The organism is Bradyrhizobium sp. AUGA SZCCT0169 (assembly GCF_018130085.1).
Classification (GTDB): domain Bacteria; phylum Pseudomonadota; class Alphaproteobacteria; order Rhizobiales; family Xanthobacteraceae; genus Bradyrhizobium.
This window is the reverse complement of the sequence record NZ_JAFCMC010000021.1, coordinates 29,781-42,717: the sequence shown is the minus strand read 5'-3', so window position 1 is coordinate 42,717 and position 12,937 is coordinate 29,781. Positions and strand designations below refer to the sequence as shown.

Annotated in this window: 11 protein-coding genes; 4 read left to right on the top strand and 7 right to left on the bottom strand. The window is 63.9% G+C overall.

Translation table 11 applies throughout. The features are described from left to right. The 3 genes from JQ609_RS22355 to JQ609_RS22345 are packed head-to-tail and all read left to right on the top strand — an operon-like array spanning position 1 to position 3,918. A complete protein-coding gene (locus tag JQ609_RS22355) occupies positions 1–1,107 on the top strand; it encodes a microcin C ABC transporter permease YejB (protein ID WP_212274981.1) in 1,107 nt (368 codons plus the stop codon). Next, positions 1,107–2,285 carry an ABC transporter permease gene (locus tag JQ609_RS22350; protein WP_212274980.1) on the top strand — a complete coding sequence of 393 codons (1,179 nt, stop codon included), beginning with the start codon at positions 1,107–1,109 and terminating at the stop codon, positions 2,283–2,285. The genes JQ609_RS22355 and JQ609_RS22350 overlap by 1 nt, the downstream gene beginning before the upstream one ends. A gap of 7 nt (positions 2,286–2,292) precedes the next feature. Then, positions 2,293–3,918: an ABC transporter ATP-binding protein gene (locus JQ609_RS22345; RefSeq protein ID WP_212274979.1), complete on the top strand. Its 1,626-nt coding sequence runs from the start codon at positions 2,293–2,295 to the stop codon at positions 3,916–3,918. Between the two features lie 56 nt (positions 3,919–3,974). On the opposite strand, the gene JQ609_RS22340 is transcribed toward JQ609_RS22345, so the two are convergent. Together JQ609_RS22340 and JQ609_RS22335 are read right to left on the bottom strand one after the other, a co-directional pair. After that, a complete protein-coding gene (locus tag JQ609_RS22340) occupies positions 3,975–4,817 on the bottom strand; it encodes an NlpC/P60 family protein (RefSeq protein WP_212274978.1) in 843 nt (280 codons plus the stop codon). Next, positions 4,810–6,192, bottom strand: a complete 1,383-nt coding sequence (locus JQ609_RS22335; protein WP_212274977.1) for a M17 family metallopeptidase — start codon at positions 6,190–6,192, stop codon at positions 4,810–4,812. The genes JQ609_RS22340 and JQ609_RS22335 overlap by 8 nt, the downstream gene beginning before the upstream one ends. 213 nt (positions 6,193–6,405) lie before the next feature. Here JQ609_RS22335 and JQ609_RS22330 point away from each other — a divergent pair, with 213 nt between their 5' ends. Then, positions 6,406–7,233: a tetratricopeptide repeat protein gene (locus JQ609_RS22330; RefSeq protein ID WP_212274976.1), complete on the top strand. Its 828-nt coding sequence runs from the start codon at positions 6,406–6,408 to the stop codon at positions 7,231–7,233. A 219-nt stretch (positions 7,234–7,452) separates the two neighbouring features. On the opposite strand, the gene JQ609_RS22325 is transcribed toward JQ609_RS22330, so the two are convergent. Genes JQ609_RS22325 through JQ609_RS22305 form a run of 5 tightly spaced genes read right to left on the bottom strand, consistent with a single transcriptional unit; the run spans position 7,453 to position 12,929 of the window. Then, a complete protein-coding gene (locus tag JQ609_RS22325) occupies positions 7,453–8,433 on the bottom strand; it encodes a type II secretion system F family protein (RefSeq protein ID WP_212274975.1) in 981 nt (326 codons plus the stop codon). Positions 8,434–8,442: 9 nt separating this feature from the next. Further along, entirely contained in the window at positions 8,443–9,420 is a 978-nt protein-coding gene (locus JQ609_RS22320; protein WP_212206268.1) for a type II secretion system F family protein, read from the bottom strand. Beyond that, the gene (locus JQ609_RS22315) at positions 9,420–10,889 is read right to left on the bottom strand and encodes a CpaF family protein (protein WP_212274974.1); all 1,470 of its coding nucleotides are present in this window, start codon (positions 10,887–10,889) and stop codon (positions 9,420–9,422) included. Before JQ609_RS22315 ends, JQ609_RS22320 begins: the two co-directional genes overlap by 1 nt. 22 nt (positions 10,890–10,911) lie before the next feature. Beyond that, a complete protein-coding gene (locus JQ609_RS22310; protein WP_212206272.1) occupies positions 10,912–12,183 on the bottom strand; it encodes an AAA family ATPase in 1,272 nt (423 codons plus the stop codon). Next, positions 12,180–12,929, bottom strand: coding sequence for a CpaD family pilus assembly protein (locus tag JQ609_RS22305; protein ID WP_212274973.1), 750 nt, complete (start codon positions 12,927–12,929; stop codon positions 12,180–12,182). Before JQ609_RS22305 ends, JQ609_RS22310 begins: the two co-directional genes overlap by 4 nt. Positions 12,930–12,937: the final 8 nt, after the last annotated feature.

Genomic DNA, 12,937 nt, shown 5'->3' with positions numbered 1-12,937 from the left:
ATGGCCGCTTATATCGCCCGCCGTATTTTTCTGATGCTCCCGACGCTGCTCGGCATCCTGTTCGTGTCGTTCATCGTGGTGCAGTTCGCGCCGGGCGGTCCGGTCGAGCGCGTGCTCGCGCAGCTCTCCGGCGCCGACACCGGTGGCACCTCCAGAATATCGGGGGGCGGCGGCGACATGGGTCCGCGCGGCCAGGTCGGCGCATCGGCGGACGCCGTCAGCTCGAAATACCGCGGCGCGCAGGGGCTCGATCCGGAATTCATCAAGAAGCTGGAAGCGCAGTTCGGCTTCGACAAGCCGGCCTACGAACGCTTCGCGCTGATGGTGTGGAATTTCGCGCGGTTCGATTTCGGCAAGAGCTACTTTCGCGACGTCAGCGTGATCCAGCTGATCAAGGAGAAGCTGCCGGTCTCGATGTCGCTCGGGATCTGGATGACGCTGTTGACCTATCTGATCTCGATCCCGCTCGGCATCCGCAAGGCGGTGCAGGACGGCTCGCGGTTCGACACCTGGACCTCGGCGATCATCATCGTCGGGTTTGCGATTCCCGGCTTCCTGTTCGCGATCCTGTTGATCATCCTGTTCGCCGGCGGCTCGTTCTTCAACATCTTCCCGCTGCGCGGGCTGACCTCGGACGGCTGGGCGCAGTTCCCCTGGTACTGGAAAATCATCGACTATTTCTGGCACCTCACGCTGCCGCTGATCGCGATGGCGCTCGGCGCCTTCGCCACCATGACGCTGCTGACCAAGAACTCGTTCCTCGACGAGATCCGCAAGCAATATGTGATGACGGCGCGCGCCAAGGGCTGCGGCGAGCGGCAGGTGCTGTATAATCACGTCTTCCGCAACGCGATGCTGATCGTGATCGCGGGTTTTCCGAGCGCGTTCATTTCCGCCTTTTTCTCCGGCTCGCTCCTGATCGAGACCATCTTCTCGCTCGACGGGCTCGGCCTGCTCGGTTTCGAAAGCGTCTTGAACCGCGACTATCCCGTGGTGTTCGGCACGTTGTTCATCTTTTCGCTGGTCGGCCTCGTGGTCAATCTGATCTCCGACCTCGCCTATATGTGGGTCGATCCACGGATCGACTTCGAGGCGCGTGAGGTCTGATGACGATCACCGCACCCCAGCCGGTCGAGACCACGACGCAATCGCCGCTCGGCGAGGCCGTGCCGATGACGCGCCATGCCTTCACGCCGTCGCCGCTCAACCGCCGCCGCTGGCAGAACTTCAAGGCCAATCGCAGGGGGTACTGGTCGTTCTGGATCTTCATGGTCCTGTTCGTGGTCTCGCTGTTTGCGGAGCTGATCGCCAACGACAGGCCATTTTTGATCAAGTACGACGGTCGTCTCTATTGGCCCGCCTTCGTCAGCTATTCCGAAACCACCTTCGGCGGCGACTTCGAGACCGCCGCCGACTACCGCGACCCCTACTTGCAGAAGCAGATCGCCGACAAGGGCGGCACCATCATCTGGCCGCTGATCCGCTATTCCTACAGCACGCATAACCTCGATTTGCCAACGCCGGCGCCGTCGAAGCCGACCTGGATGCTCACTGAAGCCCAGTGCAAGGAAGTGGTGACGAAGAAGGGGCTGAACGGCTGCAGCGACCTCGAATACAACTGGCTCGGCACCGACGACCAGGGCCGCGACGTGGTCGCGCGCCTGATCTACGGCTTTCGCATCTCGGTTCTGTTCGGCCTGACCTTGACGATCTTGTCCTCGATCATCGGCATCGCCGCGGGCGGCGTGCAGGGCTATTTCGGCGGCATGACCGATTTGCTGTTCCAGCGCTTCATCGAGATCTGGAACGCGATACCCTCGCTCTATCTGCTGCTGATCATCTCGGCGGTGCTGCCGCCGGGCTTCTTCATCCTGCTCGGCATTCTCCTGCTGTTTTCCTGGGTGTCGCTGGTGGGCCTGGTGCGCGCCGAATTCTTGCGCGGCCGCAATTTCGAATACATCCAGGCGGCGCGGGCGCTCGGCGTCTCCAATGCCAGGATCATGTTCCGCCACCTGTTGCCGAACGCGATGGTGGCGACCATGACGTTCCTGCCGTTCATCGTGTCGTCGTCGGTGATGACGCTGACGGCGCTGGATTTCCTCGGTTTCGGTCTGCCGCCGGGCTCGCCGTCGCTGGGCGAATTGCTGGCGCAGGCAAAAGCCAACGTGCAGGCGCCCTGGCTCGGCCTCACCGGTTTCTTCTCGGTCGCGATCATGCTGTCGCTGTTGATCTTCATCGGCGAGGCCGCACGCGACGCCTTCGATCCGCGCAAGACGTTCAGGTAAGAGCAGCATGGACGCCATCAACCAGCCTCTGCTCGATGTCCGCGATCTCTCGGTGGCGTTCGGCGACAGCCTTGCGGTGGATCATGTCTCGTTTTCGATTCGGCGCGGCGAGTGCGTGGCCCTGGTTGGCGAATCCGGCTCCGGAAAATCCGTCAGTGCGTTGTCGATCCTGAGGCTGCTGCCGTATCCGAGCGCCTCGCATCCTTCCGGCAGCATTCGCTTTCGCGGGCAGGATCTGTTGACCGCGCCCGAGAACGAGATGCGCGGAATCCGCGGCAACGACATCTCGATCATCTTCCAGGAGCCGATGACCTCGCTCAATCCGCTGCATACGATCGAGGCGCAGATCGGCGAGATCCTGTTTCTCCACAACGGCGTCCGCGGCGCGATGGCGCGGGCACGCACGCTCGAACTCCTGACCCAGGTCGGCATTCCCGATCCGGACCGGCGGCTGCAAAGCTATCCGCATCAATTGTCCGGCGGCCAGCGCCAGCGCGTCATGATCGCGATGGCGCTCGCCAACGAGCCGGACCTGTTGATCGCGGACGAACCGACCACGGCGCTGGATGTCACGGTGCAGGCGCAGATCCTGGCGCTGCTGGCCGAAATCCGCACGCGGCTCGGCATGAGCATGCTGTTCATCACCCATGATCTTGGCATCGTCCGCCGCATCGCCGATGTCGTCTGCGTCATGAATGGCGGCAAGATCGTCGAGCAGGGGCCGGTGGAACAGGTTTTTACGGCGCCTAAGCATTCATACACACGGGACCTGCTTGCGGCCGAACCAAAGCCTGACCCGGCGCCGCCGCGGCCCGATTCACCGGTGGTGATGTCGGCGGATAATTTGAAGGTCTGGTTTCCGGTCAAGCGCGGCCTGCTGCGCCGAACCGTGGATCACATCAAGGCGGTTGACGGCGTCAGCCTTGCGGTGCGCAAGGGTGAGACGCTCGGCGTCGTCGGCGAGTCCGGTTCCGGCAAGACCACGCTCGGCCTCGCGCTGCTGCGGCTGATCTCGTCGGACGGGCCGATCGTGTTCCTCGGCAACAACATCCAGGGCCTGCGCTTCAAGGCGATGCTGCCGTTCCGCCGCGACATGCAGATCGTGTTTCAGGATCCGTTCGGCGCGCTCTCACCGCGCATGTCGGTCGGCGATATCGTCGCCGAGGGCCTGAGCGTGCATCAGCCCAAGCTGACATATGAGGAGCGCGAGGCGCGCGTCATCAAGGCGCTGACGGACGTCGGCCTCGACCCCAAGACCCGGTTTCGCTATCCGCATGAATTTTCCGGCGGCCAGCGCCAGCGCATCTCCATCGCGCGCGCGGTGGTGCTGGAGCCGGATTTCGTCGTGCTGGACGAGCCGACCAGCGCGCTCGACATGCTGTTCCAGGCCCAGATGGTGGATCTCTTGCGCGAGCTGCAGCGCAAGCGCGACCTCACCTACATGTTCATCTCGCATGATCTGCGCGTGGTCGCGTCGCTCGCCAGCCATCTGATCGTAATGCGTCACGGCAAGGTGGTGGAGAAGGGGCCAGCCGCCGAGCTGTTCAAGAATCCGCAGAGCGACTACACCCGCGCGCTGTTCGCCGCCGCGTTCCGGATCGAAGCCGTGCCGGATGGGACGGTAGAGGTCTAGATAGCGTTTTCGAGCGAAGTGGACACCGGTTCGCGTAAAGAAAACGCGTCAGAGAACTAAAGCCGCTTGATCGCCGTCACTTCGCTGCCTGCCGCCCTGATGCGGGCGATGGCCTCGGCCGTATTTTCAACTACCGTTGCCATGTGATGCGCGTTGGCGTGGACGATGGTGTCGGCGTCGCGCACGATCGCGACATGGCCCTTCCAGAAGATCAGGTCGCCGCGTTGCAGCTTCTTGGTTTCGGAGGGATTCAAGGCGCGGCCGAGGCCGTCCTGCTGCATGTCGCTGTCGCGCGGGCAGCCGGTGCCGGCGGCGCTAAGCGAAACCTGCACGAGGCCGGAGCAATCGATGCCGAGGCTGCTCTTGCCGCCCCACAGATAGGGCGTGCCGACAAACCTTTCCGCGACCGCAACGAAATCCTTCTCCATCGCCTCCAGGCCGCCGACATGCCGCCGCGGCAGATACCAGCCCTCGCGCGTGACGGCGAACGCGCCGTCCTCGCGCGCCACCGTGATCAGCGTCCCCAGCGACAGCGTATCCACCGGCGGCAGCTTGATCGACGCGGCCGGAAACGCAAAGGTCCGTAGCACCGTGACCTTGTGGGTCGGCGCGGCAGATGGTTTGCCGAGCGCGGCATCGGGAATCCAGCCGACATAGCCGTCGCTGTTCAATTGGCCCCAGGCAAAGCCTTCGCCGTTGCGGTCGTAGATCGTGACGCGTTCGCCTTTCAGCGCCTGCGTCAGCAACGCGGCGTCGGCGGCCGGCGCCTCGCGCAGCGGCGCGATCGCATCGACCACACAGAATTCCTCGCCGGTCACAAAGCGCGCCGCCGTGACCTTGCCTTCGAGATATTTGGCGGCGAGGTCCGGACGGGCCGGGGTCAGGCGTGGATCATCCATAGCGTTCGCTCAATAGTTTATAGATCGCGCGCGCGGCCTGGCATTCGCCGCCCTCGGGGCGCGCGGGTTTGGCCGACGGAGTCCAGCCGTAGATATCGACATGCAGCCAGCTTTGGGCGTCGGAGACGAAGCGCTGCAGGAACAGCGCGCAGGTGATCGAACCGGCAAAACCGCCCGACGGCGCGTTGTTGATATCGGCGACTTTCGAATCCAGCCAGGAATCGTAGGCCGGCCACAGCGGCATGCGCCACAACGGATCCTGCTCCCCGGTTGCGAAACGCGCAACATCCTGCGCCAGCGTCTCATCATTGGTGTAAAAGGGCGGTAAATCCGGCCCCAATGCAACACGCGCCGCACCGGTCAGGGTTCCCAGATCGACCAGCAGGTCCGGCTTCTCTTCGCAGGCAAACGCCAGCGCGTCGGCCAGCACCAGCCGGCCCTCGGCGTCGGTATTGCCGATCTCTACCGTTGGCCCCTTGCGCGACTTGAAGATGTCGAGCGGGCGGAAGGCGTTGCCGGCCACCGCGTTCTCGACGGCGGGGATCAGCACCCGCAGCCGGACATTCAGCTTGGCATCCATGACCATCTGGGCCAGCGCCAGCACATTGGCCGCACCGCCCATGTCTTTCTTCATGATCAGCATGCCGCTGGAGGGTTTTAGGTCGAGCCCGCCGGTGTCGAAGCACACGCCCTTGCCGACCAGCGTCACCTTGGGATGATCAAGGTCGCCCCAGCTCATATCGATCAGCCGCGGCGCGCGCGTCGAGGCCATGCCGACCGCGTGGATCAGCGGGAAATTCTGCTGAATCAGTTCGTCGCCGACAATTGTCTTGAAGCTGGCGCCGAAGCGCGCCGCGAGTTGCCCGGCGGCCGCCGCCAGCTCTTCCGGGCCCATGTCGTTCGACGGCGTATTGATGAGGTCGCGCGCCAGCGAGGCCGCTTCTGCCATCCGCGTGATGTCCGATATGTCCACGCCATCGGGTGGCACCAGGCGCACATCGGGTTTGTCGGTCTTGCGATAGCGGCCGAATCGGTAGCTGCCGAGAGCAAAGGCGAGCGTGGCCAGACGCGTTTCGTGCGGCGCATTGGCGAAGCGATAGACGCCAGGCGGCAGCAGCCCCGGCAGCGCGCCGGGCCGGAACAGGTCACGGGATTTGCTGCCTTCCTCTTCGAGACCGAAGATGACCTGCGCGATCCGTCCATCGGGCGAGGGGAGCGTCAGGCACTTGCCGGGCTTGGCGGCAAAATCGTTGGCGAGAGCAAATTGCTGGGCGTGTGGAGGAAGCTCCTTGCTGACCGTGGCCCATGTCGCCTTGGTGGCAAAATAAATCGGAATGCTGGAGGCGGCGGGCGCGGTCTCGAACGGGGATTGCATGCTTGTCTCGCGGAAATAGGGCGGCTCGGTCAGCTGCCGAGCTTGCAGGATATTCGTGTGACTTCAATGGTGAAGCTGCAAAATTGTACGTCAAAACCCCGTCGGGGGCCCAACGCAGAGCCGGAGCTCCCGCCTGCCGATTAACCAGCCGTTAGGGTTAACAGTCTATTGCTGGCGTGTTCGGCTCCACCCGAAATCGTGAGTTGAAGTGCCATGCGTCCATCATCCAGCCTTGTCCGGCCCAATGTGGCCCGGTTTCTCGCCTCCGCGGCCGCGACGGCGATTTTGGCCGCAAGCCTTGGCGGCTGCCAGACCATGTCCGATGTGACGGGCGCGCTGACCCAGAAGTCCAGCAGCGCCGCCGCTCCCGCCATTCCCGACGATCCGCGTCGTGCCGTCGAAGTCTATGGCGAGCGCTATCGCGCCAATCCCAAGGATGCCAACGCCGCCCTGGCCTATGGCCAGGCGCTGCGTGCCACAGGCCAGCGTTCGCAGGCCGCCGCCGTTCTCGAACAGGCCACCATCGCCCATCCCGGCAACAAGGCGCTGCTCGCCGGCTATGGCCGCGCGCTCGCCGACAACGGCAATTCGCAAGCCGCCTTCGACGTTCTCAGCCGCGCCCATTCGCCCGACAATCCCGACTGGCGCATCCTCTCGGTGCAGGGCACCGTGCTCGACAAGCTCGCCAAGCACGAGGAAGCCCGCCGCTATTATGCCAGCGCGCTGAAGATCGCGCCGGAAGAACCGTCGGTGCTGTCCAATCTCGGCCTCTCCTACATGCTGACGCGCGAACTGCCCGACGCCGAGGCGGCGCTGCGGCGTGCCTATGGCAATCCGCGGGCGGACGCGCGGGTGCGGCAGAATCTGGCGCTGGTGGTCGGCTTGCAGGGCCGTTTCACTGAGGCCGAGACCATCGCCAAGGGCGATCTGCCGTCCGAGGAGGCCGCGGCGAACGTGGCCTATCTGCGGGAAATGCTGAGCCGCAAGGATCCGCGCGGCGGCAAGACCGTTCCGGTGGCCGCGCTCAACCGGCCCGACTGACAGCTGCGCGGCGGATCGATCGGCCGGACCGCTCAATCCAGATTTTCTGGTGGATTCCGATTCAGAACGTTTTCGAGCGAAGCGTGCCCTCGGACTTGATCCGGGGGTGGCTACCGGTTTGCACAGCAATCGAGTTTACGCAGCTTGCGTAGGCCCGTCTGCGGTAGAAACCGCGCCAAAGCGGCTATCGGTTCTGATTCAATCAGAATCGATGATGCTTTAGAGGATCGTCGTCGTCTGCAGCTTGATGTAGGTCGGCCCGAGAATGACGATGAACAGGCACGGCAGGAAGAACAGGATCATCGGCACGGTCAGCTTCGGCGGCAAGGCGGCCGCCTTCTTCTCGGCCTCGTTCATGCGCATGTCGCGGTTTTCCTGCGCCATCACGCGCAAGCTCTGGCCGAGCGGCGTTCCGTAGCGTTCGGACTGCTGCAAGGCCAGACAGACCGATTTGACGCCGTCGAGGCCGGTACGCTTCGCCAGGTTCTCATAGGCCACCTTGCGGTCCTGCAGATAGGACAGTTCGGCCGTGGTCAGCGCGAATTCTTCCGACAGCGCCACCGATTGCGAGACGATTTCGGTGGAGACCTTGCGAAAGGCGACTTCGACCGACATGCCGGACTCGATACAGATCAAGAGCAGGTCGAGCGCGTCGGGGAACGCACGCTTGATCGAAAGCTGGCGCTTGGTGATCGCGTTCTGCAGGAACAGCATCGGCGCCTGCAGCCCGAAATAGGCCGCGCCCAGGCAGATGCCGATCTTGACCGGCATCGATTTGTCCATGTGCGTGATGACGAAGACGTAGAGCACCGCGCCGATGAAAAGCACGATCGGCGTCACCGCGCGGGCGAACAGGAACGTGACGTAGGGCGCATGGCCGCGGTAGCCGGCCATGATCAGCTTGTCGCGTGCGGCTTCCTGCGCCAGCCATTTGGTCAGGTTGAAGTCTTCCACCACCTTGGAAACCAGCTGCTTCGGGCTCTGGCGCAGCGATACCTTCTCCGTTTTGGCAAGACGGTCGCGCTCGCGCTGCCGGATCCGTTCCCGCTCGCTGGCGACTGCTTTCATGCGCTTGGCGAGGCCTTCGCCGGCGAACAGCGGCGTGACCAGCGTGTAGGCGGTCAGGGTCGCGGCAATGGCGGCCAGGAACATGGTCATGAACCGGGCGTCGTGCATCTTGTTTATGAGGAACTCAACCATGTTACACCGTCAGAAGTCGAAGTTGATCATTTTCTTCATCACGAGAACGCCGATCGTCATCCAGCCAACGCAGCACACAAGCATGAATTGGCCGAGCCGGTCGGTCCACAGCAGCGAGATGTAGTCGGGCGTTGTTATCCAGACCAGCACCATCACGACCGGCGGAAGAGAGCCGATGATGGCGGCGGAGGCCTTGGCTTCCATCGACATCGCCTGAATTTTCTCCGCCATCTTCTTGCGGTCGCGCAGCACCTTCGAAAGGTTGCCGAGCGCTTCCGACAGGTTGCCGCCCGATTTCTGCTGGATCGCGATCACGATGCCGAAGAAGTTGGCTTCCGGCACCGGCATCCTTTCATAAAGGCGCGCGCAGGCTTCGCCGAGCGGCATCCCGATGGTTTGGGTTTCGATGATGGCCAGGAACTCGCTCCTCAGCGGCTCCGGCGAGTCGGCCGCGACCACCTTGATCGATTCGAACAGCGGCAGTCCGGCCTTGATGCCACGGACGATGACGTCGACCGCGTCCGGCAGCGCTTTCAAAAATGCCTTTTCGCGCTTCGTCTTGAGGTAACCCAGCAGCCAGCGCGGCAGCCCGAAGCCCGCGCCGAAGGCCATGCCGAGGGCGCCCAAAACTCCGCCTCCGGCGCTGAACGCGGCGAAACCGGCGACCGCAGCCAGGACGCCGGAGATGATCCAGAATTTCTGCGTCGACCAGGAAAGTCCGGCCTGGGTGATGCGGGTGCTCAGGGGAACCGATTTTTCCTTCAGCCGGCGCGACTCGAGATCCTTCAGCGACCCCTCGACCTGTTCGCGGCGTGAACGCTGGTTCTTGTCGGCCTGACGCGCCGCCGTCGGTTCGGACCGCGCGATCGAGGCGCGGCGCGATTCCGCTTTCTTCTCGCCGGACAGCAATGGGTAGACGAAAACCCAGGCAATGCCGCCAATCGCGGTGAATGCAAGAAAGGCCAGTGCGAGCGCTTGCATGGACATCAGCGTGCTCCGGGTTCAGCTGTGACTTCGGCGGCATCAAGCGCAGCCGCGAGCCGCTTCTCCTCGCCGTAATATCGTGCGCGTTCCCAGAACCGCGGGCGTCCGATGCCGGTCGAGCGATGCTTGCCGATGATCTTGCCGTTGGCGTCTTCGCCGATCATGTCATACAGGAACAGGTCCTGGGTGATGATGGTATCGCCTTCCATGCCCATCACCTCGGTAATGTGGGTGATGCGCCGCGAGCCGTCGCGCATACGCGCGGCCTGCACGATGACGTCGATCGAGGCGCAGATCATCTCGCGAATGGTGCGGGACGGCAGCGAAAATCCGCCCATCGTGATCATCGATTCGCAGCGCGATAAAGCTTCGCGCGGGTTGTTGGCATGCAGCGTTCCCATCGAGCCGTCATGGCCGGTGTTCATCGCCTGCAGCAGGTCGAATGCCTCGGGTCCGCGGACTTCGCCGACGATGATGCGTTCGGGCCGCATACGCAGGCAGTTGCGGACCAGTTCGCGCATCGTGACCTGGCCTTCGCCTTCGATGTTGGGCGGCCGGGTTTCCAGCCGCACCACGTGCGGTTGCTGCAGCTGGAGTTCGGCGGCGTCTTCGCAGGTGATGACGCGCTCGTCATGCTCGATGAACTGGGTCAGGCAGTTCAAGAGCGTGGTCTTGCCGGAGCCGGTGCCGCCGGAGATCAGCACGTTGCAGCGGACGCGGCCGATGATCTGGAGGATTTCCGCGCCTTCCGGCGAGATGGCGCCGAACTTGACCAGCTGCTCGAGGGTCAGCTTGTCCTTTTTGAATTTTCGGATGGTGAGCGCGGGCCCGTCGATCGCCAGCGGCGGCACGATGGCGTTGACGCGGGAGCCGTCGGCGAGACGCGCGTCGCAGATCGGCGATGATTCGTCGACGCGCCGGCCGACCTGGCTGACGATGCGCTGGCAGATGTTGAGCAGCTGCTGGTTGTCGCGAAACCGGATGCCGGTCTTCTGGATCTTGCCGGCGACTTCGATGAACACCGTGCCGGCGCCATTGACCATGATGTCGGCGATGTCGTCGCGCGACAATAGCGGCTCCAGCGGACCGTAACCGAGCACGTCGTTGCAGATGTCGTCGAGCAGCTCTTCCTGCTCGGCAATCGACATCACGATGTTCTTGATCGCGATGATCTCGTTGACGATGTCGCGAATTTCCTCGCGCGCCGACTCGCCGTCGAGTTTGGCGAGCTGGGCAAGGTCGATCGCCTCGATCAGGGCGCCGAAGATCGTGGCCTTGACCTGGTAATAATTGTCGGAGCGCCGCGCTTCCATGGCGGGCGCCGGCGGCGGTTTCGAGGGTGCGATCGGCGGTGAAGATACGGTCGGCGCGGCCATTTCACGCGAAGCGGCCGCCATGCCGGATGGCTCCGGCGCGTGAATGGCGGGCTTCGGCGCCCGCGTGTCGTTGTCTCCGCTACGCTTACCAAACACGATCGTACTCCACGCGGACGGCTTACTTCTTGGCCCGCAACTTCTCGATCAGGGGCGACAGGAACGACCCCTTCGGCTTCTTGGTCTCGCCGCGGCCTGTCAACCGCTGCGCAATCTGCAGGAACATCTCGGTGGTCCGGTGATTGGCGGAAATTTCCGCAATCATCTGGCCGTTATTGGCGGCCGAGCCGAACATCTGCGGCTCGAACGGGATCGTGGCGATCGGCTGGCTCTCCATGGCCTTGGCGAATTCGCTGGCGGGGATCTCGGGGCGCTTCGGAATGCCGACCTGGTTGAGGCAGTAGAGCGGCGCGCGGTCGTTCGGCCGCGACGCCTTCAAGAGGTCGTAGATGTTCTTGGTGTTGCGCAAATTGGCCAGATCGGGCGCCGCCACGATCAGAATATCGTCGGCTGCGATCAGCGCGCGCTTGGTCCATCCCGACCACTGATGGGGGACGTCGAGCACGATGCAGGGCATCGTGGTGCGAAGCGTGTCGAAGATCGCATCGAAAGCGTCAGCGCCAAAATCATAGACCCGGTCGAGCGTCGCTGGCGCCGCGAGCAGGCTGAGATGGTCGGTACATTTCGACAGCAGACGGTCGATGAAGGCGGTATCGACCCGGTCGGGCGAGAACACGGCGTCGGCGATGCCCTGCGGCGGGTCCTGATTGTAGTCGAGGCCGGCGGTGCCGAAGGCGAGGTCGAGGTCGGCGACCACCGAATCCAGCGCCAGATCGCGGGCGATCGCCCAGGCGACGTTATGCGCGACGGTGGACGAGCCGACGCCGCCCTTGGCGCCAACCACGGCAATGATGCGGCCGACCGCCTTGGCTTCGGGCGCCGAGAACAGGTTGCACACCGCGCGGACGACGTCGATGGCGGTGACGGGGGCGATCACGTAGTCGCTGACGCCGCGGCGCACCAGCTCGCGGTACAGCGTGACGTCGTTGATGCGGCCGATCACGATCACGCGGGTTCCGGCGTCGCACACGGTGGCCAACTGATCGAGACCGAGCAGGATATCGTTGCGGCCCTCGGTTTCCAGGATGATCACGTTCGGTGTCGGCGCGGAGCGATAGGCCTCGATGGCGGCGGCCATGCCGCCCATCTGGATCTTCAAATGAGCTTTGCCGAGACGGCGGTCTTCGCCGGCCGATTGCACAGCCGCAGCGGTTTCCACCGTCTCGCAGAATGCCTGGACGGACACCCGCGGCGCCGGCGCGATATGATCTTCCGTCGACGGCGGCGGGCCGTCCGGCTGCTGTTCGGGGGTCTGGCGCGAGTAGCTGATCATTTGCCTGTATCGCTGAGTTTGGCCTTGTCGGCTTCGGGATAAGCGGTCGTGGTTGACGTACCCTTGCGATATTTGTCGAAGGCGATGTTGCGCCGCGGCGTATAGGCGGGTGTCTCCTCGCGCGGCTGCACGAGATCCGACGGATTATCGACCATCGCGGCAAGATTGCGCTGATTGGAGCAACCGAGATTGTAATAGGGCTTGTTTTCGAAATAGCCCCGGTTGTTGACGGACGGTCCGAGGTCGTCGGGCCACAGGCCGCAGGGCCCGGCGGTGGCCGAGATCTTCGGATAAGTCAGCCGGATCGCCGCCATGTGCCTGGGGTCCTCGGGACGATACTGGCGTATGGCGACCGCGCGCGGCGGGACGCCGGCAGCGGCGAACGTCGCCTGGATCTCGCGCAATGATTCGCTGGCAGCGCGCGCGTTCGGCGTATCGGTGGGCATGTCGATGGTGATGCCGCCGGTGCCCTCCTTGAGCCAGGTCTGCGCCATTCCCATCACATCGGAGCGCTGGTTCGCGGAAAGTCCGCCGCGGCCACGGCCGACGAATACGATCACCGTGCGATCGGCTTCCTGAATCGCGATCGGATGACGCAGGCGATAATCGTCCGGCACGCTTGCCGTCGTCACCGGGTCAGTGTGCTTGCAGGCGCCCAGCACCACGGCAAGACCGATCAGCGCTCCCGCGAGGCGAAGAGCGCGCTTGCGGTCGGCGGTTATTGCGGATGTGCTTTGTCGTGTCATCGTCCCGC